14 protein-coding genes and 1 tRNA gene are annotated in these 26,199 nt (G+C 70.1%); 9 read left to right on the plus strand and 6 right to left on the minus strand.

The genetic code is table 11. The features are described from left to right. The first annotated feature begins 37 nt into the window (after positions 1-37). Positions 38-481 (plus strand): DUF3052 domain-containing protein, encoded by a 444-nt coding sequence (locus OHA18_RS28935; RefSeq protein WP_328998473.1) that lies wholly within the window; start codon positions 38-40, stop codon positions 479-481. After that, the gene (locus OHA18_RS28940; RefSeq protein WP_328998474.1) at positions 478-948 is read left to right on the plus strand and encodes a peroxiredoxin; all 471 of its coding nucleotides are present in this window, start codon (positions 478-480) and stop codon (positions 946-948) included. Before OHA18_RS28935 ends, OHA18_RS28940 begins: the two co-directional genes overlap by 4 nt. A 184-nt stretch (positions 949-1,132) precedes the next feature. Here the strand turns inward: OHA18_RS28940 and OHA18_RS28945 are convergent. From OHA18_RS28945 to OHA18_RS28955, 3 genes are all read right to left on the minus strand, one after another. Beyond that, positions 1,133-1,206, minus strand: a tRNA-Val gene (locus OHA18_RS28945). A 556-nt stretch (positions 1,207-1,762) separates the two neighbouring features. Continuing rightward, entirely contained in the window at positions 1,763-2,845 is a 1,083-nt protein-coding gene (locus OHA18_RS28950; RefSeq protein ID WP_328998475.1) for a serine hydrolase domain-containing protein, read from the minus strand. A 101-nt stretch (positions 2,846-2,946) separates the two neighbouring features. Then, positions 2,947-4,419 carry a carboxylesterase/lipase family protein gene (locus tag OHA18_RS28955; RefSeq protein ID WP_328998476.1) on the minus strand — a complete coding sequence of 491 codons (1,473 nt, stop codon included), beginning with the start codon at positions 4,417-4,419 and terminating at the stop codon, positions 2,947-2,949. A 416-nt stretch (positions 4,420-4,835) separates the two neighbouring features. On the opposite strand from OHA18_RS28955, the gene OHA18_RS28960 reads away from it, so the two are divergent. Then, positions 4,836-14,702 carry a non-ribosomal peptide synthetase/type I polyketide synthase gene (locus tag OHA18_RS28960; RefSeq protein WP_328998477.1) on the plus strand — a complete coding sequence of 3,289 codons (9,867 nt, stop codon included), beginning with the start codon at positions 4,836-4,838 and terminating at the stop codon, positions 14,700-14,702. 420 nt (positions 14,703-15,122) lie between these two features. Here the strand turns inward: OHA18_RS28960 and OHA18_RS28965 are convergent, their stop codons facing one another. Further along, a complete protein-coding gene (locus OHA18_RS28965) occupies positions 15,123-16,052 on the minus strand; it encodes an ROK family protein (RefSeq protein WP_328998478.1) in 930 nt (309 codons plus the stop codon). A gap of 236 nt (positions 16,053-16,288) precedes the next feature. Here OHA18_RS28965 and nagZ point away from each other — a divergent pair, with 236 nt between their 5' ends. Then, positions 16,289-17,767 carry a beta-N-acetylhexosaminidase gene (nagZ, locus tag OHA18_RS28970; protein ID WP_328998479.1) on the plus strand — a complete coding sequence of 493 codons (1,479 nt, stop codon included), beginning with the start codon at positions 16,289-16,291 and terminating at the stop codon, positions 17,765-17,767. A gap of 99 nt (positions 17,768-17,866) precedes the next feature. Here nagZ and OHA18_RS28975 read toward each other — a convergent pair whose 3' ends face one another. Beyond that, positions 17,867-19,075 (minus strand): ROK family transcriptional regulator, encoded by a 1,209-nt coding sequence (locus OHA18_RS28975; RefSeq protein ID WP_328998480.1) that lies wholly within the window; start codon positions 19,073-19,075, stop codon positions 17,867-17,869. A gap of 109 nt (positions 19,076-19,184) precedes the next feature. On the opposite strand from OHA18_RS28975, the gene OHA18_RS28980 reads away from it, so the two are divergent. From OHA18_RS28980 to OHA18_RS29000, 5 genes are all read left to right on the plus strand, one after another. After that, complete coding sequence (locus tag OHA18_RS28980; protein ID WP_328998481.1) at positions 19,185-20,831, plus strand: glycoside hydrolase family 13 protein; 1,647 nt, start codon at positions 19,185-19,187, stop codon at positions 20,829-20,831. A gap of 233 nt (positions 20,832-21,064) precedes the next feature. Then, entirely contained in the window at positions 21,065-22,192 is a 1,128-nt protein-coding gene (locus OHA18_RS28985) for a Nif3-like dinuclear metal center hexameric protein (protein ID WP_328998482.1), read from the plus strand. Positions 22,193-22,249: 57 nt separating this feature from the next. Beyond that, positions 22,250-22,963, plus strand: coding sequence for a zinc ribbon domain-containing protein (locus OHA18_RS28990; RefSeq protein WP_328998483.1), 714 nt, complete (start codon positions 22,250-22,252; stop codon positions 22,961-22,963). A 76-nt stretch (positions 22,964-23,039) separates the two neighbouring features. Next, the gene (locus OHA18_RS28995) at positions 23,040-24,164 is read left to right on the plus strand and encodes a bifunctional RNase H/acid phosphatase (protein WP_328998484.1); all 1,125 of its coding nucleotides are present in this window, start codon (positions 23,040-23,042) and stop codon (positions 24,162-24,164) included. A gap of 4 nt (positions 24,165-24,168) precedes the next feature. Further along, positions 24,169-25,602: an RNB domain-containing ribonuclease gene (locus OHA18_RS29000; RefSeq protein ID WP_328998485.1), complete on the plus strand. Its 1,434-nt coding sequence runs from the start codon at positions 24,169-24,171 to the stop codon at positions 25,600-25,602. On the opposite strand, the gene OHA18_RS29005 is transcribed toward OHA18_RS29000, so the two are convergent. After that, the gene (locus OHA18_RS29005; protein ID WP_328998486.1) at positions 25,591-26,145 is read right to left on the minus strand and encodes a TetR/AcrR family transcriptional regulator; all 555 of its coding nucleotides are present in this window, start codon (positions 26,143-26,145) and stop codon (positions 25,591-25,593) included. The two genes, OHA18_RS29000 and OHA18_RS29005, sit on opposite strands and share 12 nt — an antisense overlap. Between the last annotated feature and the right edge of the window lie 54 nt (positions 26,146-26,199).

Genomic DNA, 26,199 nt, shown 5'->3' on the forward strand with positions numbered 1-26,199 from the left:
CTACCCCCGGGCAAGCGGGGACCACGGAGGAGGACACGTGAGCGCGACCGCGGACCACGCGGACGGCAAGAGCGGAGTGCCGAACATGGCCTCCCGGCTCGGCCTGGAGGCCGGCTGGGTCGTCCAGGAGATCGGGTACGACGAGGATTGCGACGACGAGTTCCGCGATGCCATCCGCGAAATCACCGGCGAAGCCTTCGTCGACGAGGACACCGACGAGGTCGTCGACGTCGTCCTGCTCTGGTTCCGCGAGGACGACGGTGACCTGGTCGACGCCTTCTTCGACATCCTGACCGACCTGAAGGCCGGTGGGGTCGTCTGGCTGCTGACGCCGAAGGTCGGTCGCGACGGGTACGTCGAGACCAGCGACATCGCCGAGGCCGCCCCGGTAGCGGGCCTGGCCACGACCAGCACCCTGAGCGTGACCGACGACTGGTCCGCGACCAAGCTGGTGGTTCCGAAGTCCGGCCGCCGCGGGTGACGATCCCGGCTGCAGGCAGCCGGGCCCCCGATTTCAGCACTCGGAACCAGTACGGCGAACAGGTCCGGCTGAGCGACTTCAGCGGCCGGCGGGACGTCGTACTGGTCTTCTATCCGTATGCCTTCAGTCAGGTCTGCACGAGCGAACTGGCCGAACTCCGCGACCGCCCGGAGCTCCTGGCGGCCGCGGAGTTCCTGGCCGTCTCGTGCGACCCGATGTTCACTCTTCGTGCGTACGCCGACACGCAGCAACTCGGCTTCAGCCTGCTCACCGACTTCTGGCCCCACGGCGCGATCGCGACGTCGTACGGCGTCTTCGACGAAGACCGCGGCTGCGCCCTCCGCGGCACCTTCGTCGTCGACCGCACCGGCACCATCCGCTGGTCCGTGGTGTCCCCGATCCCCGAGCCCCGCAACCCCGACGACTACGCGGTGGCGTTGGCCAGTCTCACTGCGAACCCTGGGTAGAGCATGCGCGGATTCATCACCGACCCGTCCGGGCAGTCCGGACTGCGGCTGACGGGAGCGGGCCGATGGAGGGCTCGCGGGTGGCCTGCTACCTGGACTGGGAAGGCTGGGCCGAGCGGGTGCCAGTTCCGCGGCAAGGCGGTCATGACCATCGGAGCAGACCGGTAGCGCGACCGCGATTCGGTGGGCTGTGAGGGACTCGAACCCCCGACCCCCTCGGTGTAAACGAGGTGCTCTAACCAACTGAGCTAACAGCCCGTGCCGCCAGGCAAACGAAGCCCCGGCACACAAGCACCGGGGATGTTTGCTCACCTGAGCAGACAATCACGATATCACCTCACCGGCCGTACCCGACTTCACGGCGCACCATCGTGCGACGTCCGTGAATATATGAAGATATGTTCTAATGTCTTGCATGAAGATCGGCGCGGAACGGGTTCGAACCAGCCGGCGCCGAACACTGGCAGCAACCTACGAGCAGCTCGACTCACACGACGACCCGGCACGAGGCAGCCGCCATCGCGATCGGCAGACGCGCCCTCGGACACGAGATCAGGCGACGGACGACACCGCCCCGGCAGCGCCGGACGGATGCTGCCGGGCATCGGACCGCCCAGGCCGGATCAGGAACCGAGGGCGCGAGGTACCCCACCAGCCCGGATCCGGATCGTGGTCACCATCCATGCCACCCGGCCGGGCAATGTACGTGGGCAACCAGGTGACCCAAGATCGTTCGGGGTCACCCACTGAGCAGGATCGAGCCCTGCTCGGCGTCAAGGAACGATTCGATCCCCTCTTCGCCCACATATCTTGGTCAGAAGACCGTCTTCACCAGGCGGTCGAGGGCCGGCGGGAAGATCTGCAGTAGGTCGACGTCGGCGTCGCCCATCGTGATGAGGGCGGTCAGGGTTTTGCTGCCGTCTGCGCTGCTGAACATCAGGGCGCCGTACCCGCCGGGTGCGCTGCCGTTGTGGTGGTAGATGGTCTCTGAGCCAGTGTCCTGCGCGAACAGGCCCAGACCGTAGTTGAGCGGACCGCTCTTCGGCTCCGGCGCCCGCATCTCGGCCAGGAGTTCAGCGGGCAGTAGCTTCCCGCTCTGCAGTGCGGACATGAACACCTGCAGGTCCCTGGTGGTCGAGAGCATGCTCCCGGCGGCGAACAGCAGCGAGGGATTCTGCTCGGTGACGTCGACGAGCTTCCAGTCGTCGCCGTCCTGGTACCGGAAGTAGCCGTGCGAGTGAGGCCCGGGAAAGTCGGTCCGGTCACCCGGCTCCAGGGTGCCGGTCAGCTCGAGCGGCTTGAGGATCCGCGTCTCCAGCTCCGCGGTGAACGAGCGGCCGGTGACGGCCTCGATCAGCAGCGCGGCGATCGTGTAGTTGGTGTTGGCGTAGCTCCACTCGGTGCCCGGCTCGAACCGCGCCGGCTTGGCCAGCGCGAACTCGACCAGCTCTTCGGGTGCGTAGCCCCGCAGCCGGTTCTCCGCCCAGTCCTTGCCGGTCGCCGGGAGGCCCGGTACGACGGTTCCGTCCGGGAAGTACTCGCCCGTGTAGTTGAACAGCCCGCTCGTGTGGTTGAGCAGCATCCGCACCGTGATCCGCGGATCCAGCTCGAACCGGGCGAGGTGCGGTGCGACCGGGCCGTCCAGCTCGAGCTTGCCCTCGGCCACCAATTGCAGCACGACGGTCGAGACGAACGTCTTGGTGATGCTGCCGACCCGGCCCTGCCCGTCCACCGGCGGCTTCTCCGCGCTGCCGAGCTCACGGATCCCGGCGGTGCCGACCCACTCGCCGTGCTCGTCGTGCACACGCAGTTCCAGACCACCGAAACCGGCGTCGACAAACTCCTGGGCCGCCTTCTGCAGTTCCGGCCGATCCTGCTGCTCGCTGGGCGTTTGCATATTCGTACTCCTCGCTCGTGGTTCAGTGCCTGTTGAGAACCACGATCGCCAAGAGCCCTGACACCAGACCGCCACCGCCCTGACACGTCGGTGCAGGCGGGCTAGGTGTCCAGCAAGGGCAGCGGCGCGAAGGAGTGACTCGCCCAGAGGTCGCGTGAGGTTTCCTCGGGGTAGGGCGTGACGGTCAGTTCGGTGCTCAAGGACGCGACCAGCCGGTGTGTCTCGTCGTACTTCGGCCAGCCGGGGTCGCCAGTGTGGGCGAAAGCGATCCAGGCTGTTCTGAGCAGGTGTGACACCTGATCGGCGTCGCGGAGTTGCTCGGGCTCGACGAGGAAGCCGAGTAGGGGCGTGGTGCCGAACACGAGTGGTACGTCGAGGCCGTGGCACGCGCCGAGGCCGGTGTCCGGCCAAGTCAGATCGTAGGCGTACGCGCGGCCTCCGCCGGTGACCTGGGCTTCGGCCAGGCGATGGCTTGGCATCCGGAAGAGCCAGTCGGAGTGGACCAGTTCGTACAGCCGTTCCGCGCTCGCGTCCGGGTAGGCCTCGCGGTAGCCGACCGGAGCGAGCATCCGTAGCGCAGTCGCGGCGTCCTCGTCGGTGAGGTTGCCGAGACGACCATCAGCCGCGAGGAGCAGGCGGTACTCGTCGCGCGTGTGACCCGCGATCAGCTCGACATCGCGGCCTGCTCCGTCAGCCAGTGCCTCGAACGGCGTCCGAGGCAGGACGTCGCCATCGACGACCGGCGCCAACGGGATTCCCATGTACGCCGCCGCGCCCCATCGAGCGATCTCTGGCTGCATCGCGGTGGCCACGGTGTCCGAGGCTTCGACCAGCTCCGCGATCGCGACCTTGCGCAGTTCGTCGACAGTCGGTGCGAGATCCAGCAGGTCTGCGATCGCGGCCATGATGTCGCCGGCCAGCGGCGGCGAGAAGAACGTGCCGGGTGCACTCTGCGTGATGGCCCTGCGGAACAGGCCGGCCGCGCGAGGCATCGCGAGGAGCGCTGCGATCGAACCCGCTCCGGCCGACTGCCCGAACACAGTGACGTGCGCTGGGTCGCCGCCGAACGCAGCAATGTTCGCGCGCACCCACTCCAGCGCGGCGATCTGGTCGAGCAGACCGCGGTTCGCCGGAGCGCCTTCCACTTGCCCAAAGCCGTCGATGCCGAGGCGGTGGTTGAACGTGACCACGACGACGTCACCGTCGGCAGCCAGCCGCATGCCGTCGTACGACGGATCACCGGACTGGCCGAACGCGTAGCCGCCGCCGTAGATCCACACCATCACCGGAAGCGCTGACCTGAGGTGCGGCGACCAGACGTTGACAGTCAGCCAGTCGTCGCCGCTGACCGGGTTCGAGGGCGGCCCGAAGATCAGCGACTGCGGTGGCGGCGGTCCGAACGACATAGCCTCGCGTACGCCGGCCCACGCCTCGGCCGGCTGCGGCGCCGCGAAGCGCAGTTCGCCCACCGGCGGACGGGCGAACGGGATGCCGCGGAAGACGGCCAGTCCGTTCTCGCTGCGACCCCGAACGAGTCCGGTAGTCGTGCGGACCTCAGGGCCCGGGTCGCTCATCCGCCCATGTTCCCGCCGTACGCGCGACCTGTCGTCAGGTTTGTGGCGGCGGGCCGTATCGGAACGCGCCGACACTCGTTGTGATCGGTGTCGTGAGTCGCACAATTCTTAACCATCGGCTGGTGAGAACGGGCTCCTCCAGGGCGGGTCGCGGCTGGTAGGGTTCACGGCTGTCGGTCGACGCGATGACCTACCGGGTGCGCCCGGTCACGGCATCGTTCCGGCCGGTGGAATACGGGGCTGCTTTCGGTGTGAAGTGAGGCGGGTCTGCCCTGAACCCGCTCCGTCCAGTTCGGGAGGCGCGTGTCCGTGGGTCGCCAACTGGTCGGCGTCTCTACGCTCGTAGCCGACGCATGCCGGCGTCCCGTCGTCCCCGCGTCCGAGCCTCCCGTGCTGCAGCTGGTGGTGGCATCGGCGTGAGAAGTGGTGCTGACCGGCCGGCGATCTCCACCGGGCCGGCATTGATGATTCCCGCGGGGTACCCACGCGACCTGCCGAGTGCGCTGCTGCGGGCCGCGCGCGACTTCAGCGGCGCCGGCGTGGTCGAGATCGGTGCGGACGGCCGGGAGACCAAGCTCGACTTCCCGACGCTGCTCGAGCTCGCCGCCCGGATCCTCGCCGGCCTGCGCGCGAACGGCGTCCGCGCGGGTGATCCCGCGGTCGTGCACTGCACCGAACCGGTCGGTTTCTTCGCTGCGTTCTGGGCCTGCACGCTCGGCGGCATCCGGCCGCTGCTGGTCGCGCCGAACCCTGGCGGCGACCGGACCGAGGAAGGCCGCGAGCGACTCCGCAAGATCACCGACCTGCTCGGCTGGACGGTCCTGATCGGCCGCCCGTCCGACCTGCCGAACGACCTCGGTCTGCCGGTCCTCGACCCCGACGCGATGGCGGGCCACGAGCCGACCTCGGACTTCCACCGCCCGGCCGCGGACGACGTCGCCGTACTGATGCTGTCCTCGGGATCGACCGGTACGCCGAAGATCGTGCAGCTGACGCATCGCGGCCTGGTCGAGTTCGCCGCCGGTACGCCGGCGATGCTGCCGGTGCGACCGGGACAGACAACGCTGAACTGGCTGCCGCTGGACCGCAGCGGCGCGTTCCTGCTGTACCACCTGCTGCCCGTGTTCACCGGGTGCACGAACATCCACGTGAACACGGACTGGGTGCTGGCCAACCCGCTGCGCTGGCTCGATCTGATGGACCAGCACCGGGTCAACCACTCGTGGTCGCCGAACTTCGGGTACCGGCTCGCCACTGCCGCGGTGGCTGGGGAGCCGGACCGGCATTGGGACCTGTCCGCGCTGCGCAGTCTGGTCAGCGGTGGAGAGCAGATCACCGTGCCGGTGATGTCGGAGTTCCTGCGGGTGACGAACCGGTTCGGCGTCGTACCGGAGACGTTCGTCGCGGCGTGGGGGATGACCGAGACGGTCACCGGGATCACGTTCGCGCGCCCCGGCCTGACGCCGAACGTGCACCGCGTCCGGATCCCACCGACCGGCGTGGTCGAGTGGGTCGACCAGCGGCCGTCGTCCGGCAAGGTCGCCGTCGCGCGGCCGGGTAAGCCGCGGACCGATGCACCCGGCGTGCTCTCGCTGGTGTCGGTCGGAGCGCCGGCGCCCGGTACGACGGTGCGCATCGTGGCACCGAACGGCGCGGTACTGCCTGAAGGCCGGATCGGTCAGCTGCAGGTCGCGTCGGCGCGCGTGACACCGGGGTACCTGGGCAACCTGGAAGCCGATCGGACCGCGTTCCCGGTCGGGAACTGGCCGGCCCGGAAATGGCTCGCGACCGGCGACCAGGGGTTCATCACCGGCGGGCAGGTCGTCATCACCGGCCGGGACAGCGAACGCATCATCATGTCCGGCAAGCTGCACTACGCCCACGACATCGAGTCCGTCGCCACCACGGTCGTCGGCGCCGAACACGGCCTGGTCGCCGCCTGCGGTGTCGCGGACGAGGAGAGCGGGACCGACCGCCTGGTCGTCTTCTACGCGCTCACCGCCGACTCCGTCCCCGGCATGGACCAGGCCATCCGCAGCCTGATCCAGACCCGCCTCGGCCTCCCCGCCCAGGTCGTCGGCGTACCGCGCCGCGACTTCCCCACCACCCCCGGCGGCAAGATCCTCCGCCCACTGCTCAAGCAGCGCTGGATCGACGGCACCCTCCTCCAGCCCCCCGCCGCCCCCCACGTAGAACCAGCCGGCGCCACCCCCAACTCCGGCCCCACCGGCCAAGGCCCGTCCGCAACTCCGGAAACCACGCCGTACGCCGACGAGGACCCGTCAGAACGCACCACCGAACTCCCGGTGGTCCGCCTGGCCTGGAAACGCGAACTACAGCAATCCATCCCCACCCCACCCCAACGCCCCACCCTAGGCACCCCCACCCCACCACCCCCGGCCCCTGCGCTGTCCGAGCCCGCAACCTCCGCGACTCCAGAGGACTCTGCGGTGCCGGAGGCTGCGTCCACGTCAGCGTCCAACCTAGTGTCAACCGAGCCTGTGCCGAGCGAGTCTGCGCCCTCGCTAGCTTCGGATGCCGCCGCATCCGAGTCCACGCCGACTGACCCGGCCTCCGCTGCCGAGCAGACGGTGTCCGGCCCCGCCGCGTCCGACTCTGCCGACGCCTCCGAGCCTGCAACGTCGGAGCCAGACGTACCGCTCACCTCCGGGTTCGCCTCCGACCCGGCGCAGGAAGAGTCGGCGGCAGCAGCGCCCGATGCCAGCGAAGTACCTGCGGCCGACTCTGAGCCGGCTACCGAGCCTGCCGAGTCCGCAGCGCTTGCGGATGCAGCAGATGCGGCCGAGGTGGACCCAGCGCACACCGAGCCGGCGACTGCAGAAGCGCCAGGTGACAGCGCAGTACCCGAGGCTGAGCTGACTGCTGAGTCCGCCGCACCTGGAGCGACCGACTCCGGTGCGAGCGCAGTACCTGCGACCGGGGTTGAGTTGGAACCGGAGCAGACCGAGGCGGCGACAGCAGAAGAGCGGGAGTCCAGTGCCACCGCAGTACCTGCGGCAGAGCTGACCGAGGAGGCTCACGAGTCCGCCACGCCTGCACCAACTGCGTCCGATGCGCTCGAGGTACCTGCAGCTGAGTTGGACCCGGACGCAGAGTCCGGTGCCGACGCGGAAGCTGCGGCCACGGCTGAGGTGACAGCCGAGGCGGCTGGATCCGAGACGCCTGTAGTACCCACGCTTGAGGACGAGCCTGCGGTCGAGGAGACCTCGCCAGACGCGAGTACAGCTGCGGTTGAAGGCACGCCAGGCGCAGTCCAAGACCCCGAAGCACCAGCTGCCGAGACACACCCCATCGCCGTACCTGTTGTTGCCGACGACGCCGCCGACGAAGAATCCACCAACACCGCGCAGGCAGCTCCAGCTCCCATCGAGTCGCAGGAGCAGGCTGAGCGCGAGGACGCCGCAGGAGAGCAGGCTGGCGCTGAGGTAGAAGCTGATGAAGCCGGCAGCGAGTACGAGCGGTCTTCGGATGACGAGTCCGACGTAGGCGATGTCGAGTCGGGTACGGCGGCTGCGGATGTTGATGCCGTTGACGCCGAGCAGGCTGCCGACGAACCCGCTGACCATCAGCTGGACACCGATGCCGAGCTCGAGCCGGGTGCACCGACCGCCGTTGACGGAGCCGACGGTGCGGAGGCCGAGGCGACCGAGTCCGCGGGGTCCGGGGGGATTGTCGCCAACGAGTTGGACGAGGTGGGCGCCAGCGAGTCCGAGGAAGCGGACACTGACGAGTCCGGGAACGCGGACGCTGACGAGTCTGCGGAAGCCCGCGCGGACGAGTCGGAGGAAGTTGGCGACGCTCAGGGTGCGGAAGCTGACGCCGACGAGTCCGGAGAAGCTGGCGCGGCCGAGTCCGGGGAAGCGCGCGCGGGCGAGTCGGAGGAAGCCGACGACGCTGAGGTTGAGGAAGCTAGCGCCGGCGCAGGCGAGGTCCACGAGTCTGCGGCCGCGTCGGCTGAGGCTGCGGCGGGTTCAGGTGACGAGGCGGCTGAGGCCGGGGCTGACGATCTTGAGTCGGGCAATCAGGGTGCGGACGCTGCCGAAGTCGACGAGGACTTGTCTGCTGACGAGTCCACCGACGCAGCAGAAGCCGATGCAGCAGAAGCCGATCCCGTCGAAGCTGGTGCAGCGGAAGTCGATGCGAATGCCGATGCTGCGCAGGCCGATGCCGCGGATGCTAGCGGGGCGGATGTCGATGGTGCCGACGCGGATGCCGATGCCGCAGACGTTGGCGAGGCTGAGCTTGAAGCGGCAGAGTCGACGGAGTCTGGCGTCGGTGAGTCGGAGGAGTCAGGATCCGCTGAGGCTCAGGTAGTCGGCCCGATGGCTGGGCTGGCTGGGCTGGCTGAGGTTGCTGCGGCTTCGGAGGGTGCGGCTGCGGTGGCCACTGACGCGCTGGAGGCTGCGGGAACTACCGCGCCCGCTGGTGCTGCGGAGGCTGGTGCTGCGGCTCGTGCTGCGGAGGCCATGGTTGAGCCGGTGGCTGTTGTGGGGGTGGCTGGGCGGTTCCCAGGGGCTGAGGGGGTTGAGCAGTTCTGGGAGAACTTGCTGTCGGGTGTGGAGAGTGTTCGGCGGTTCTCGCCGGAGGAGGTTGGGCAGTCGGCTGACGGTGCGGTGGCGGTCAGTGGGGTGCTGGAGCACGTTGAGTCGTTCGATGCGAAGTTCTTCGGGTTGAGTGACCGCGAGGCGGAGTTGATGGATCCGGCTCAGCGGTTGTTCCTCGAGGTTTGTCATCAGGCGTTGGAGCATGGCGGGTACGCCGGTACGTCGAGCCGGGTCGGCGTCTTCGCGGGCTCGGGCATGAATCTGTACCACCGTCAGCACCAGTCGCGGGATTCGCTCGCTACCCGCGTGGCGTACCGTCTGGGTCTTACCGGCCCGGCGATCGGTGTGCAGTCGGCGTGGTCGTCCTCGCTGGTCGCCGTACATCTGGCCTGTCAGGCGTTGCGGTCGGGTGACGCGGATCTCGCGCTCGCCGGCGCCGCCGCCGTACAGGTGCCTCAGGCAACGAGTTATCACCCGACGCCGGAGTCGATCCTTTCGCCGAGCGGTCATGTCCGGGCCTTCGCCGCGGACGCCGACGGCACCGTGGGCGGCAACGGGGTCGCCGCCGTACTGCTGAAGCGCCTCGACCAGGCCCTCGCCGACGGCGACACGGTGTACGCCGTGATCCGCGGTACTGCGGTCAGCAACGAGGACGCCCCGTCGGGGAACCAGGTCGAGTTGATCGAGCGCGCGCTCGAGCGGGCCGGGTTCGAGGCGGACTCGCTCAGCTACATCGAGGCGAACGGGATCGGCAGCGCGACCGCCGACGCGGCCGAGGTGCGCTCGCTGACGACCGCGCTGCGAAGGCACACCGACAAGGTCGGGTTCTGCACGATCGGCTCGGTGAAGCCGAACATCGGCCACCTGGACAGCGCCGCGGGGATGGCCGGCCTGATCAAGACCATCCTGATGCTGCAGCACCGGATGCTGGTCCCGACGATCAACTACACCGCGCCGAACCCGGCCCTGGCCCTCGACGGCAGCCCGTTTGTGATCGGCACCGAGGCGCGCGAGTGGACGGCGCCCGATCGAGCCGGCGGTACGACGCTCCGCGCGGGCGTCAGCGCGATCGATGCCGGCGGCACCAATGCGCACGTGATCCTGGAGGAGGCGCCCCGGCAGATCCGCCGCGGCGACGACGGCCCCGTCGTACTCCCGCTGTCCGCGCCCGACCCGGACGCCCTGGCCGACCTCGTCGAGCTGTACCGCACTGACCTCGACCACGGCACCGGCCACCGCCTCATCGATCTGGCCGGTACGGCGGCACTCGGCCGACCGGCGCATCGGCACCGGATCGCGGTCGCGGGCGGCACGGAGGCCGAGCTTGTCGAGGCGCTCGGGTCCGCGCAGGCAACCGAAGTACCGCGTGGTGGACCCGGCCCGCTGGGCTACGCCTTCACCGGACAGGGCGCCGCCCGTCGTGGCATGGCCGCCGGTCTCGCCGCGCGCTTCCCGGTCTTCCGGTCGGTGCTGGACGAGTGCGACCGCGTGTACCACGAGGAGACCGGCGGCAGCCTGCTCGAGCTCCTGCTGACCCCAGCGGCCGGTACTGCGGAAGGCGTGTGGCCGACCGAGACCGCGCAGCCGGCCCTGTTCGCGTTCGAGCTCGCACTTGCGCGGCTTTGGCAGTCGTTCGGTGTGCAGCCCGCGCTTGTCGTCGGGCACAGCGTGGGGGAGTACGCCGCGCTGTGTGTCGCCGGGGCGTTGTCGCTACCGGACGGCGTCCGGCTCACCGCGAAACGTGGCGAGCTCATGCAGCGCGGAACGGTGCCCGGGGCAATGGTCTCGGTCCGTGCGGACGCTGACCGGGTCCGCGAGATCGCCCGGACCGTCGGCGTTGAGGTTGCTGCAGGCAACGGTCCGCAGTCCTTCGTGCTGACCGGGTCCGAGGTGATCGTCGGGCAGCTCGCGGCGCAGCTGGACCGGCTGGAGGTCGCGTGGCAGCGGCTGGACGTGGACCGGGCGTTCCACAGTTCGTTGGTCGACCCAATACTGGCCGACTTTGCCGAGATCGTCGGCGAGATCACGCTGAAGCCGCTGCGGACGCCGATGGTGTCGAGCTGGTCGGGTGATCTGCTCGAGTCCGGGACGGTGCTCGACGGTGACTACCTGGTCGGGCAGTTGCGGCAACCGGTGCTGTTCGGCGACGCGGTCGAGGCGGTGACGGCCGCCGGGTGCCGGCGGTTCCTGGAGCTCGGGCCGGACGCGGTCCTGAGTCCCGCCGGTCGCCGGATCGCCCCGAACAGCACGTGGATCCCGGCGCAGCGCCTCGGCCAGGACCCGGTGCTCGCAACGATGAACGGGCTGGCCGAGCTGTACGAGCAGGGCACCGAGATCGCCTGGGCGAAGGTCTACCCGGACGGCGGGCGGGTGCCGTTGCCGACGTACCCGTTCCGTCGGGTGCACCACCCGGTCGACCCGTCGGTGACGGTCGTGGTCGGACCCGGCACGGCGGTTGCCGGGGACAACAATGCGGCCGCGGCGCGGGCGAACGCGTTCGAGCGGGCCGCGCGGGCCCAGTCGCCGGTGTTCGAGCCGCCGTCGAACGCGGCGGTGAAACGGATCCCGCTGGACCCGCCGATGCAGCCGGTCGAACCCGAGCCGGCCGTGGTCGAGGAGACCGAGCGGTCGCCGTTCGCGTTGCCGGCCGAGACGCACTCGATCGACGCGGACTACCTCGCGCAGGCCGGGTCGCTGCCGGGTGACGAGGTCTCTGCCGAGCGATACCGGGACTCGCTGGACGTCGTGCTCGACCTGACCTGCGAGCAGCTCAACCTCGATCCGTACGACCTAACCGTGGACCACACGTTCGCCGAGCTGGGTGCGACGCCGGCGAAGATGGCTCCGGTGATCGACGAGATCAACAGCCGCTTCGAGGCGGAGCTGGCGCCGGACGATCTGTTCCTGACCTACACGACCCCGCACAAGCTGGCGACCGCGGTGGCGGTCCAGACAGCCGAGGCCGAGCCTGCGGCCGAGGCGGAGTCGGCCGAGGAAGCGGAGACAGCCGAGTCGACGCAGGCCGTCGGGGCAGACGTGGCGACGGTGGCTGAATCGGACGTCGAAGGCGACGCGCGCGAGGAGTCCGTTGAGCCGGCGAGCAGGCCGGATCCGCGGGCAGCATTGGCTGTGCTGGGATCGGGGCTGGCCGAGCTTGCGGCGAAAGTGGACGAGGCCGCGGCGGCGACCAGCGAGGCCGAGTTGCCGGGGAGCGGGATGGCCGCGCTGATGTCCCAGCAGCTCCGTGTCGCCGGCCAGTTGGTCGACGGAGTCACCCAACTCATGCGCGAGCAGCTGGCCCTCCTGGGCGACCAACCGGACGCAGAGCAAGCAGCCGAGAAGATCGAGGAATCCGCAACCGAGTTGCCGGTGCGCGACATACCGCTGACCGACGAGGCCGCCGAGCCCTGGGTCGACGAGGACGCGGCGGAAGCGGCCCGCAGTACGGCGGAACGGCAGGCGACCGCCGACGGCCGGCGCGCGGATCTCGCGTACTGGCACCAGGTGCTGGCCGGCGCCGAACCGTTGGTCCTCCCCGCGGATCACGTCCGTGCCGCCGGCGAGGACACCGTTGCCTCGGTCAAGCAGGAGCTGGAGGAGGAGCTCGGCGACGCGGTGTTCGCGTACAGCCGGGAGCGCAAGCTCAGCCCCGTGATGACGATGCTCGCCGCGGTTGCCGCCGTCCTCGGCCGGTTCGCGGCGCAGGACGACGTGACGATCGGTTCCGCGCCGACCCGCCCGAAGGGCGACACCTCGACGGCGGCCCGTCGCGCGCTTCCGCTGCGGATCGACCTGTCCGGCGAGCCCGACCTCGGCGAGCTGGCACAGCGGATCCGCGACATCACCGCCGGCGCGTTCGATCACGCCGGCACCGATCCCGCCGTACTCGAACGCGACCCGCTCTTCCAGATCCTCGTCGACTTCGAGGACGGCGACGACGAGCTGCCGTCGACCGTCGACCTGCGGTTCCGGCTGACCCACCACGGCGCCGGCATCACCTGTCGGGCGGACTACCGGTCCGGGCTGTTCGAGCAGGCGACGATCGAGCGCCTGCTCGCCTACCTGGCCGAAGTGTTGCATAGGGCAACGACCCGGCCGGCGCTGCGGATCCCGGAGCTGGTCGGCCCGATCGAGGCAGACCTGAAGGCGCTGCGCGAGCTGGAGGCGGACGTCGCCCCGGGCGGCCCGATCGGCCGGGTACGACGCGACGCGGTCGTGGCCGGCGAGCTCAGCGGACTGCACACCCTGTTCGAGCGGCAGGTCGCCCGGACGCCGGACGCGATCGCGCTGGTCCAGGGCGGTCGTGAGCTGACGTACGCCGAGCTGGATCGCCGCTCGAACACGGTTGCCTGGCAGCTCGTGGATCTCGGCGTGAAGCCCGGCCAGCTCGTCGCCGTACGCGTTGCCCGAGGCACCGAAATGGTCGTCGCGGTCCTCGCGGTGCTCAAGTCGGGTGCGGCGTACCTGCCGCTGGATCCCGGCGTACCGGAGTCCCGCTGGGCGTTCATGGTGCAGGACGCGAAGGCGGTCGCACTGGTCGGCGACGACGCGGCACTCGCGGACCGCCTGGGACTGCGGCTCGTCCCGGTGGCGGCTGTGGACGGCGACCCGCGAGCGCGGCAGGCGCCGCCGGTCCGGGCCGCTGCCGATGACGTCGCCTACTGCATCTACACGTCCGGCTCGACCGGGAACCCGAAGGGCGTCGTCGTCCCGCACCGCGGTCCGGTCAACCTGGTCCGGCACTACCTGCGGACCCGGCGGTCGCTGCGGACGTTGCAGTGGACGTCGTTCGGCTTCGACGTTCACGTGCAGGAGATGTTCACGACGCTGGCCTCGGGTGCGGCGCTCGTGCTGATCGGCGAGGACGACCGGTACGACCCCGACGCGGTCGTCGCGGCGCTGCGCGATCACGGCGTCGAGCGGTTGTTCATGGCGTTCAGCCCGCTGACCGCGCTGCTGGCGACGATGCGCCGGCTGCCCGAGCTGCCGGCCCTGCGGGAGATCGTCGCGGGCGGCGAGGCGATGGTGCTGACGCACAAGGTCCGCGACTTCCTCGACGCGCATCCGGACTGCCGGCTGTTCAACGAGTACGGGCCGGCCGAGGCGTCGATCGTGACCACGATCAACGAGGTCGACCCGGCCGAGGACCGGCCGTCGATCGGGCGCCCGATCGAGGGTGTCGTCGTCCGCCTCCTGGACGCGGCGCTGCGGCCGGTACCGGTCGGTGCGGTCGGGGAGATCCACCTCGGCGGCGCGGCGGTCGCGCAGGGCTACGTCGGGCGGCCGGAGGAGACCGAGGACGCGTTCGTGCCCGATCCAGGCCACCCGGGTGCGCGGCTGTACCGCAGCCGGGACCTCGGTCGCTGGCGGGCCGACGGCACGCTCGAGTACCTGGGCCGCGCCGACGACCAGGTGAAGATCCGCGGCCACCGGGTCGAGCCGGGCGAGACCGAGCACGTGCTCGCCGATCAGCCCGGTGTGGTCGACGCGGTCGTGGTGGCCCAGGCGAACCCGGGCGGCGACACCTGCCTGATCGGGTACGTCGTACTGGAGGACAGCGATCCCGCCGTCCTCGCGCGGCTGATGCTTGACCTGGGCAAGGAGCTGCCGATCTACCTGGTGCCGGCGGACCTGATCCCGATCGAGGAACTCCCGCTGGACGACAACGGCCGGCTCGATCGCACCCGCCTCCCGGAGCCGGAGTGGCTCAAGCCGTAGACGGTTGGTTCTGCACCGTGGGCGGGAGGTCAGGTTCAGTGGCAGCCCTCCCGTAGCCACCGACCGCCGTCCACGATGCAGAACCCGCGTTCGATCTCGTCCCTCCACCAGATCGATCACTCACCAGTCGGTCGGACGCCGCCCGCAGCACGGTGGTTCCCGACCTGTGGGTGACACGGTTGCGGCGGGAGAGTTTCCTCGCCCGCCGCTCACGTGTACCGGTTGACCCAAGGCCCCCCTCGATCAACCGCTCCGGCCGGTCACAGGCCCCCCTCGACCGTCCGTGGATGACGGTGCCCCCACCCCATCCATCCCTTGAATCGGGCAAAGCGGGGTGGTCGTTACAGAGATTCCTGATATTCGTAAAAATTGCGCAAAGATGCGCGAGATAGGCCTTTCCGCACGACAGAAACTGTGTGTTCAGGCGATGGCGGCCCACGCCAGGTGTGCGGCGCCCAGCAGCCCCGCGTTGTCCAGCTGGGCGGGCTCCACGGTCAGCTCCGCGACGAACGGCAGCTGTGCGAGCCGCTTCACCCAGGCCTGCACCGGGTCGAACAGCACCGGCCCGGCCTTCGCGACTCCGCCGCCGATCACGACCGTGGTCAGATCGACGGTGACCGCGGTCGCCACGATCCCGGCGGCCAGCGCCTGCGCCCCGTCGTCGAAGATGGCCAGCGCGAGCTCGTCACCGGCCGCGGCGTCAGCAGCCAGTACGGCGGCATCCACGTCCTCGTCCGTCCGCCAGCCGCGCCGCTTCGCGCGGGCGACCATCCGCGGGCCGCTCGCGTACGCCTCGACGCAGCCGTACGACCCGCAGGCGCACGACTCGCCGTCCTGGTCGACCACCACGTGGCCGATGTGCGCCGCGTTGCCGGACTGCCCGATCAGCGGCTTGCCGTCGACGACCAGACCGCCGCCGACACCGGTCGACACCACGATCCCGAGCAGCGTGTCGGCGTCCCGGCCGGCGCCGCTCCAGAACTCGCCGAGCGCGAAGCAGTGCCCGTCGAGCCCGAGGGCCACGGGTACGTCGCCGGTCAGCGCCCGGACCCGATCGACCAAGGGAAAGTTGCGCCACCCGGCGATGTTCACGGGGGAGACCAGACCGTGCTGCTGGTCGAGGGGACCGGCGGAGCCGATACCGACAGCGAGGGGAACGACGTCGCCGCGGACCCGCGCGATCAGCTCACCGAGCGCGGCGAACACCTCGTCGGCGTCGCCGGCCGGGGTGCGGATGCGGTCGCCGGTGAGAATCGTGCCGTCGGCGGACACCAAAGCGGCGGCCATCTTCGTGCCGCCGATGTCGATTCCCAGCACGGTCTCCCGCGCCATCGCTGTGTCGTCGCTCATCGTCCCCCCGGTCAGGGCGGTCAGGTCGAGAGACAACGTTATCCGTAGTCGGCTCGAACAGACAGGGGTGAATGCAAGTAATCATGGTAAACCCGCAGGAAGACGGCAGTTAACTGCCATGACAGGTCCTGACAACGATACCCCTGCAGCCCTCCGAAGCCGGCTAATGATTAGCGGCCGGCGACATCGCGGGGCCGGGGTGGCGCGCGGGGGGCGCGGCACGAGAGGGTTGGGGAATGAGTGATCAACTGGATCGGGACGCCGCCGGCTCGCTGGTCGTCGGCTTCAGTGGGACGACTGCTACCGACGAGCTCCGGCGGGCCGTCGCCGACGGGCTCGGGGCAGTCATCCTGTTCACGCGCAACGTGGCGAGTGCCGAGCAGGTGACCGCGCTGACGGCCTCGCTGCGGGCGGAGCGCCCGGATCTGATCGTGGCGATCGATCACGAGGGCGGCGAGTTCAGCCACCTCGCGCCGGCGAACCCGTGGCCGCTCGCCTCGCCGCGCCTGCTCGGCGACCTGGACGACGTCGAGCTGACCCGGGCGTCGGCGCGCGACGCCGCCGCGACCCTGGCCGGCCTCGGCATCGACCTGATGCTCGCCCCGTCGGTGGACGTGAACAGCAACCCGGCGAACCCGATCATCTCGACCCGCTCGTTCGGCCGGACCGCGGACGTCGTCTCGCGGCACGGCGTCGCGTTCGTCGAGGGCGTCCACAAGGCCGGCATCGCGGCCTGCCCCAAGCATTTCCCGGGCCACGGCGACGTGGCCGTCGACTCGCACTCCGACCTTCCCCGCGTCGACCGTTCGATCGAGGAGGTCAAGGCCGTCGAGCTGGCCCCGTTCCGGGCGACCATCGCCGCGGGCGCCGACGTCGTGATGAGCGCCCACATCGTCTTCTCGGCGTACGACGACCAGCCCGCGACCCTGTCCCACCGGCTGCTGACCGGACTGCTGCGCGAGGAACTCGGCTTCACCGGGGTCATCACCACCGACGCGCTCGAGATGCAAGCGATCACCAAGAACCGGTCGATCGAGGACGCCGCGGTCGCGTCGATCGGCGCCGGTGCCGACCTGGCGATGATCGCGGTCGGTTCCGCCGACGCGCAGGCCCTCATCGCCCGCGTGGCCGATGCCGTCCGCAGCGGCACGCTCCCTGCCGAGCGGGTCGCCGACGCGGCCGCACGGGTCCGTGCCCTCGCGGCATCACTCGGTCAGCGCACCCGCCAGCCGGGTCTCGATGGCGCCCCGATCCGCGAGGTCGCCGCCCGCGTGCTGGCCGGCCAGACGTTCCCCGCGCTCGGCCCGGCGCCGTACGTCGTCGACCTCACCCAGGGTCTGCACCCGGCCTGGAACCCGTACTTCTCGGGCCTCCCGGAGATCTTCACCCGCGTCGCTCCCGGCGCCGACGGCGTCGTACTGCGTGGCGAGCACCGCGACACCAATGCCGCCGAGCCCGGCAACGACGACATCGCCAAGGCCGCCCAAGCCGCCGCAGGCCGCCCGCTGGTGATCGCAGTCCAGGACGCCGGACGCACACCGTGGATGCGCGAGGCCCTCAGTCACCTTCTGCAGGCGCACACCGACGACGTGTTCGTGCTCTGCACCGGCATCCCCGAGGACCAGGCTCTGATCCCCGAGGGCACGCCCTCCGCGACCACGTCCGGCCGCAACCTGATCGTCCTGGAGGCAGTCGCAGCAGAGCTGACCCGCTAGCGCCCCGGATCTCCACGCCATCACAATCACCCGCGTCCGGCACACTCGAGCGTGGCGGCGTCACCGGCCGCCGATTGTGATGGCCTGGGGATCCGGGCCTCAGCTCGGGCGGCAGCCGAGCTCGAGGTCGAGGGCGTGTTGTTCGACGTAGTTCAGGGCGTGGCGGACCGCGCCGACCGAGACGATCGCGTCGCCGAGCGACGAGACGGCGACGCGGGGCGGCGTACTGGTGTAGCCGGCCAGGTGCTTCTCGAGGTCGGGGAGCAGGGCGGCGGCGGCTTCGGCGACCGCGCCGCCGAGGACGACCAGCTCGGGGTTGAACAGGATGCCGAGCGTGGCGACCACCCGCGCGGTCCGGGCGGCGATGTCCTGAAGGATGCCTAGGGCAACTTCATCGCCGTCGGCCGCGGCGCTGAACACCTGCTCGGCGGTCACCTCGCCGCCGTCGGCCAGCTTGCGCAGCGACGTCACCACGGCCGGGTCGGCAACGGCCGCCGTCCCGTCCTCGCGCGCGATCCGGGCGATGCCGTGGGTATCGCCGACGCCCTCGATCAGCTTGAGGAACACCATCTCGCCGGCGCCGCCGCGGCTGCCGTGCAGCAGCCGCCCGGAGTCCATCAGCCCGGACCCGAACCGCTCACCGGCCAGCAGTACGACGAGGTCGTCGACGTTGCGCGCCTCGCCGCGCCAGTGTTCGCCGAGGGTGGCGAGATTCGCGTCGTTCTCCAGCAGGACCGGCCAGCCGTGCAGCTCGGTCAGCCGCTTCGCCAGGTCGGCGTCGAAGCGCCGCCAGAACTCGTCGTCGACCAGGATGTTCCCGTCCCGGTCGACCGGCGCCGCGACCCCGACGCCCGCCACCAGGACCTGCGCGTTCGACACCTCGGCGGACGCGAGCGCCTCGAGCACTGTCTCGTGGACGATCTCGGTCCGCTCGGCCGGTGTCTTCACGCCCGCCGCGGACCGCCCGGCCTTGGCGACCGTCTCGCCGCGCAGGTCCGAGACCAGCACGGTCGTCTTGGCCGCGCCGATGTCGATGCCGAGCACGTACCCCGCCTGGTTGTTGTACTCGAACCGGCGCGAGGGCCGTCCGACCGAGGTCCGGCCGGGATCGAGCTCGACCACCCAGCCCATCGAGATCAGGTCGTTGCAGACCGCGTGCACGGTGGCGCGGGTCAGGCCGGTGGCCTCGATCAGGCCGGTTCCTGTCATCACCCGCGCGCGGGTGAGCACGCCCAGTACCTTGCCCGCGTTCACCCGCCGCAACATCGTCGGCGTGGCCGTGGGCGGCGTTGCCGGTGGTTTCGCCATGAAAGCCCCTTGACCTCGTCGTCGTACCGACCGCAGAATACATGCAGATTCTAAATTTAGAGCCTATATATAAACGCTGGGTTACCAACAGATTCCGAGTGAGGCGATCGTGACGAGTCCGCAGACGGCCCAAACTGCCCAAAAGACTCAGCCCGACTGGTGGCGGCAGGCCGTCGTCTACCAGATCTACCCGCGCAGCTTCGCCGATGCCAACGGTGACGGCGTCGGGGACCTGCCGGGCATCATCAGTCGAGTCCCGTACCTGGTGGCGCTGGGGATCGACGCCGTCTGGCTGAGCCCGTTCTACCCGTCCGCGCTGGCCGACGGCGGGTACGACGTGGACGACTACCGCAACGTCGACCCGCGGCTGGGCACCCTGGACGACTTCGACCAGCTGATCGAGGCGCTGCACGCCGAGGGCATCAAGCTCATCGTCGACGTCGTCCCGAACCACACCTCCAACCGGCACGAGTGGTTCGTCGAGGCGCTCGAGGCGGCCAAGGGCGAGCCGGCCCGGGAGCGGTACATCTTCCGCGACGGCGAGGGCGACCAGCCGCCGTCGGACTGGGACTCGGTGTTCGGCGGGTCCGCCTGGGCCAAGACCGAGGACGGCCAGTGGTACCTGCACATGTTCGCCGCCGAGCAGCCGGACCTGAACTGGCAGCACCCGGAGGTCCGTGCGGACTTCCTGGAGACGCTGAAGTTCTGGTCGGACCGTGGGGTCGACGGCTTCCGCGTCGATGTCGCGCACGCGCTGGTGAAGGACCTGTCCGAGCCGTTCCCGTCGAAGGCGACGCTGCCGCGGCAGTCCGAGTCGTACGGCGAGCACCCGCTCTGGGACCAGGACGGCGTGCACGAGATCTACCGCGACTGGCGCAACCTGCTGAACTCCTACGACCCGCCGCGGTCGGCCGTGGCCGAGGCGTTCGTACCGGCCGCCCGCCGGGCCCGGTACGCGAGCGCCGACGGGCTCGGGCAGGCGTTCAACTTCGACCTGCTGCAGGCCGACTTCGAGTACGACAAGTTCCGCAAGGTGATCGAGGAGAACCTCGCGCTCGCCGAGGAGAACGGCTCGTCGTCGACGTGGGTGTTCTCGAACCACGACGTCGTCCGGCACGCCACCCGCTACGGCCTGCCGAAGAACCCGAAGGGCGGCTGGCAGGACGGAAAGGACTGGCTGCTGAGCAACGGCACCGAGCCGACCGTCGACGTCGCGCTCGGCCTGCGCCGGGCCCGCGCCGCGACGCTGCTGATGCTGGCGCTGCCCGGATCGGCGTACCTGTACCAGGGGGAGGAGCTCGGTCTGCAGGAGGTCGGCGAGCTGCCGGCCGCGAACCTGCAGGACCCGGCGTACTTCCGCTCGAAGGGCGCCGAGAAGGGTCGTGACGGCTGCCGGGTCCCGATCCCGTGGACCGTCGACGGGCTGTCGTTCGGGTTCGGTCCGGGCGGGTCCCACCTGCTGCAGCCGAAGTGGTTCGGTGCGTACTCCGTGCAGGCGCAGGACGGCGACCAGGAGTCGACGCTGAGCCTGTACCGCAAGGCCCTCGCCGTTCGGCGTGGTCTGCGCACCGGCAACTCGCTGACCTGGGTCGACGCGACGGACTGGGTCCTGCACTTCACCCGGCCCGGCGGCTGGCAGTGCGTCACGAACTTCGGCCAGGCCCCGGTCGAGCTGCCGGACGCCGCCGTCGTGCTGTCCAGCGGTCCGCTCGAGGGCGACAAGCTGCCGAGCGCCACAACTGCCTGGTTGATCTAGGCAGGTTCCGAAGACTCGTTCCGGTCAAGCCGTCGGCGTCTGCCGACGGCCATCCCCCTGTGACCGGGACGACCCGCCGGAGCGGGCGACGTGGTGGATGCGGCGGGGCGGTCGCACCGCCACGCCCGTACCGGCGGAACTGGTTGTGGCGGGGGCACCGGGCGGCTGCCCCCGTCACAGTCCAGCCCTGTCACGATCCAGCGCTGCATGCAGCAAGTGTCAGGATAGGCGCCGTGACGACGCTTGCGGATGTGATCGCGGTTCTCGATCGGCTCTACAACCCTGCCTGGTCGGAGTCCTGGGACGCGGTCGGGCTGGTGACCGGAGATCCGGAGCAAGAGGTACGGCGGGTGTTGTTCGCCGTCGATCCGATGCGGGCCGTGGTCGACGAAGCTATCGAGGGCGGGTTCGATCTGCTCGTCACGCATCACCCGTTGCTGCTGCGCGGGGTGAACAGCGTCGCGACCACCACGCCGAAGGGCCGCGTGATCCACGACCTGATCCGCGCCGGAGTCGCGCTGCAGGTCTGTCACACCAACGCCGACAACGCCAACCCGGGCGTGAGTGACGCCCTCGCCGCCGCGATCGGATTGCAGGACACGCGACCGTTGAAGGCGATGGTGGCCGACCCGATGGACAAGGTGGTCGTGTTCGTTCCGGTCGAGGAGACGCAGGCGATGCTGGACGCGCTGGCGAAGGCCGGCGCCGGACAGATCGGCGACTACGAGCGGGCCGCCTGGAGCGGTGCCGGCGAGGGGACGTTCCGGCCGCTCGAAGGCGCGAACCCGACGATCGGCAGCGTCGGCGACATCGAGGTCGTCCAGGAGAACCGCGTCGAGATGATCCTGCCGCGCCGCAAGCGCCGTGCGGTCGTCGAGGCCCTGATCGCGGCGCACTCCTACGAGGAACCGGCGTACGACGTCTATGAGCTGGCCGAGCTGCCGAGTGAGCGAGGCGGCGGGCGGATCGGCGTACTCGCGGAGCCGTTGCCGCTGGCCGACTTCGGCCGGCTGGTCGCGGAGAGCCTGCCCCGGACCGAGCACGGCGTCCGGGTCTCCGGTGACCTGGACCGGGTGATCGAGACCGTCGCGGTGGTCGGGGGAGCGGGCGACTCGGAGTTCGAGCGGGTCCGGGCTGCGGGCGTGGATGCCTACCTCACCGCTGACCTCCGGCACCATCCCGCCACCGAGGCACGCGCGTACGGCGACCCTGCGCTGGTCGACGTCGCGCACTGGGCCAGTGAGTGGCCGTGGCTCGCGGATGCCGAGCGGCTCCTGCTCGCGGGTCTCGCGGCGCAAGGCAGTACCGTGGACACTCACATCTCAACACTTTGCACGGACGCATGGACCTTGCGGATCTGAGCGCCGCCACGATCTAAGGAGCCGACTCTGAACGCCGAGCCCGCCGTCCAAAGCAGGTTGCTGGACCTGCAGGATCTCGACCTGCAGCTGGACCAGGTCGCGCACAAGCGCGCGTCGTTGCCCGAGCACCAGGCGCTCAAGGACCTGGCCGCCGAGAAGTCCGTGGTCGACCGCGAGTTGGTCACCGCCGACACCGAGGTCAGCGACCTGCAGCGGGAGCAGAAGAAGGCCGACTCCGATGTCGAGCAGGTGCGCCAGCGCAAGACGCGCAACCAGCAGCGGATCGACTCCGGTCAGGTCACCTCGCCGCGCGACCTGGAGAACCTGCAGCACGAGATCGGCTCGCTCGACCGGCGGATCTCCGACCTGGAGGACTCCGAGCTCGAGGTGATGGAGAAGCTCGAGGCCGCCGAGGTGGTGCAGGCCGACCTGCGGACCCGGGCCGAGGCGTTCGCCGACCGGCAGTCCGAGCTGGAGACCACCCGCGACGCGGCCCTCAAGGAGCTCGACGAGCAGCGGGCGCAGGTGGGGGACAAGCGGACGACCGTCCTTGCCGAGCTTCCGGAGGCCCTGGTCACGCAGTACCAGCGGCTGCGTGAGCACAACGGCGGGATCGGCGCCGCCCCGCTGGTCGGCAAGCGCTGCATGGGCTGCCGGATGGAGCTCGCGCCGTCCGACCTCAAAGCGATCAACGCCGCCGCGCCGGACGCCGTACTGCGCTGCGAAGAGTGCGGCCGGATCCTCGTCCGTACGTCGGAGAGCAAGGTATGAACGAGCGGAGCGAGTTCATCATCAAGCACAGTGCGATTTGTGCCTCATCCGCGCCCGGAGCGAAGCGAGGACGTGGATGAGCTTCGCACACGTCATCGTCGAAGCTGACGGTGGATCGCGGGGCAACCCGGGACCGGCGGCGTACGGCGCCCTGGTGCGGGACCCGGCGACCGGGCAGGTGATCGCACAGCAGGGGAAGACGCTCGGGATCGCGACCAACAACGTCGCGGAGTACTCCGGGCTCGTCGCGGGACTCCAGCTCGCCGCGGAGTACGCGCCGGATGCCTCGATCGAGGTGCGGATGGACTCCAAACTGGTCATCGAGCAGATGGCCGGCCGGTGGAAGATCAAGCACCCGGACCTGAAGCCGCTGGCCATCAAGGCGCAAGGCCTGGCGCCGTTCGGGACCGAGTGGACCTGGGTGCCGCGCGCACAGAACTCGGCAGCCGACGCCCTCGCGAACAACGCGCTCGACGGCGTGCCGATCCCGCTGCAGCCCGAGGCCGCGGGACCAGGGCCGGCTGCGGTGCAGGAGCCGTCGGATCTGCAGAAGGCGTTGCAGGGCTGGGGTGCGCAGGCCGAGCCGCCGACGCAGCTGATCTTCCTGCGGCACGGCGAGACGCCGCACACGGCGGAGAAGCGATTCTCCGGCGCCGGTGGCGACGACCCGGCATTGAGCGACACCGGTCGCGCGCAGGCCGCGGCAGCGGCGGAGTACCTGGCCCGGATCGGCGGGGTCGACGCGCTGGTGACGTCGCCGATGGTGCGGGCACGGCAGACGGCCGACGCGGTGGCCACGAAGCTCGGGCTTGAGCCGATCGTCGACGAGGGCTGGATCGAGTGCTCGTTCGGCGACTGGGACGGGCACACGTACGCCGAGGTGCAGCAGAAGTGGCCGGACGCGCTGAATGCCTGGCTGGACTCGACGAGCGTCGCGCCGCCCGGCGGTGAGTCTTTCGACGCGTGTGCGCGGCGGGCGCGGTCGGCGCGGGACGGGTTGCTCGCCCGGCACCCCGGCAAGACCGTCGTCGTGGTGAGCCACGTGACGCCGATCAAGCTGATGGTCCGATCGGTGCTGCAGGCCCCGATGTCGTCGATGTTCCGGATGGAAATGCGCCCGGCGACCCTGACCGAGATCCACTGGTACGCCGACGGCCTGGCGTCGCTCCGCTCCTTCAACCTGCAGCCGTCGCTACTCTGACTCCATGCCGCTGCAGAGAGTTCACTTCGCCGAGGATGTTCCGGAGGTGTTCCGGGCGTCGTTGCAGGACATCCGTCGGGAGCAGGAGGTCCCGGCCGACTTCCCGCCGGAGGTGACTGCCGCGGCGGTGGCAGCGGCGCGGAACGTGCGGCTGCCGGAGCTCGACCGGACGGACCTCGAGTTCGTCACGATCGACCCGCCGGACTCGATGGACCTCGACCAGGCGCTGCACATCGAGCGAACCGGTGACGGCTACACGGTGTACTACGCGATCGCCGACGTCGCCGCGTTCGTCCAGGCCGGCGACTCGATCGACGTGGAAGCCCGCAAGCGCGGCGAGACGCTGTACGCGCCGGACAAGCGCACGCCGCTGCACCCGCCGGAGCTGTCCGAGGACGAGGCCTCGTTGCTGCCCGACCAGGTTCGTCCCGCGCTGCTGTGGACGATCACGGTCGACGCGACCGGCGAGGGCACGGGCGTCACGTGTGAGCGGGCGCTGGTGAAGTCGCGGGCCAAGCTCAACTACGCCGGCGTACAGAAGGATCTCGACGCGGGTACGGCGTCGGAGTCGTTGCAGCTGCTGCGCGAGGTCGGGAAGCTGCGCGAGCAGCGCGAGCTGGCCCGCGGCGGCGTGAACCTGCCGATCCCGGACCAGGAGGTCATCACCTCCAACCACGGCTGGGGCCTGGAGTTCCGCGCGCCGCTGCCGGTCGAGGGCTGGAACGCGCAGATCTCGCTGCTCACCGGGATGGCCGCCGCGGAGCTGATGATGAAGGGCAGGATCGGCATCCTGCGGACGCTGCCCGAGTCGCACGACGATCTACGCCGCAAGCTCGGCAACACCGCCAAGGCGCTGGGGATCGTCTGGGCGGAGGAGGCGACGTACGCCGAGTTCATCCACGGGCTCGACCCGAAGGTGCCGGCGCACGCGGCGATGCTCGCGGCCTGCACGGTGCTGTTCCGCGGCGCCGGGTACGTCGCGTTCGCCGGGAGCGTGCCCGCATCGCCGCAGCATGCCGCGATGAAGGCGGAGTACGCGCATGTCACCGCGCCGCTGCGGCGGCTGGTGGACCGGTGGACCAGCGAGATCTGCGTCGCGCTCTCGGCGGGTACTGAGGTGCCGGCGTGGGTGCGCGAGTCGATGGACGAGATCCCGAAGATGATGGACGACGCGGACCGGCGCGCGCACGCGTACGAGCGGTCGATCGTCAGCATGGTCGAGGCAGGCCTGGTCGCGGATCAGGTCGGATCCGAGTTCGACGGGGTCATCACCGACGTCGACGAGCGGGAGAACAGCCGCGGCATCGTCGCGCTGACGACGGTCGCGATCGAAGGCCGGGTCACCGGGACGGCGCTGCCGCTCGGCAAGCAGGTCCGCGTCAAGCTCGTCGAGGCCGACATCGCCAAGCGCACGGTGTCCTTCGAGCTAGTCGGCTAGGTAATCCTCGAGGGCGGCAGTCGTTCGCTCCAGGTCGCCGGTCGCGAGCAGGTCGATCAGCGCGCCACGGAGCATCGCCAGCACCCCGGTACGCCGCGCCGCGTCCGGCTCCGGCTGCGTTGCCTTGAGCAACTCGAGCCAGTCGTCGACCGTCGAGCGGGCGAAGTCCGCCCACGGACCCTCGGGCGCGACCAGCGACCGCCCGTACGCCTCGACCCAGAACGTCATCAACGGCCGCCGCTCCGGAGCGGACATCCAGGTCCACAGCTCCCGCGCGATCACGGTCAGCTCAGGCGGCACGTCGTGCCGCTGCTGGATCCGGCGAAGGAGCTCGAGCTCGTCGGCGCGGGCCCGGGCGAGCAGCGCCCGGATCAGGCCGTCCTTGCTGTCGAACAGGAACAGCAGCACCCGCGGGCTGGACCCGATCGCGGTCGCCAGCGGGCGCAGCGACAGGTCGGCCAGCCCGTGCGTCAGCGAGTACGCGTACGCGCGCTCCAGCAGTTCTTGCTGGCGTGCGGACGGCCCCGCTTTCGAAATTGGCACTGTCTTTGTGGTTGGCACCCGGCTAGTATCTCTTACTGAAACAGTCGTGTCAGT

Source organism: Kribbella sp. NBC_00709 (assembly GCF_036226565.1).
Lineage (GTDB): Bacteria > Actinomycetota > Actinomycetes > Propionibacteriales > Kribbellaceae > Kribbella.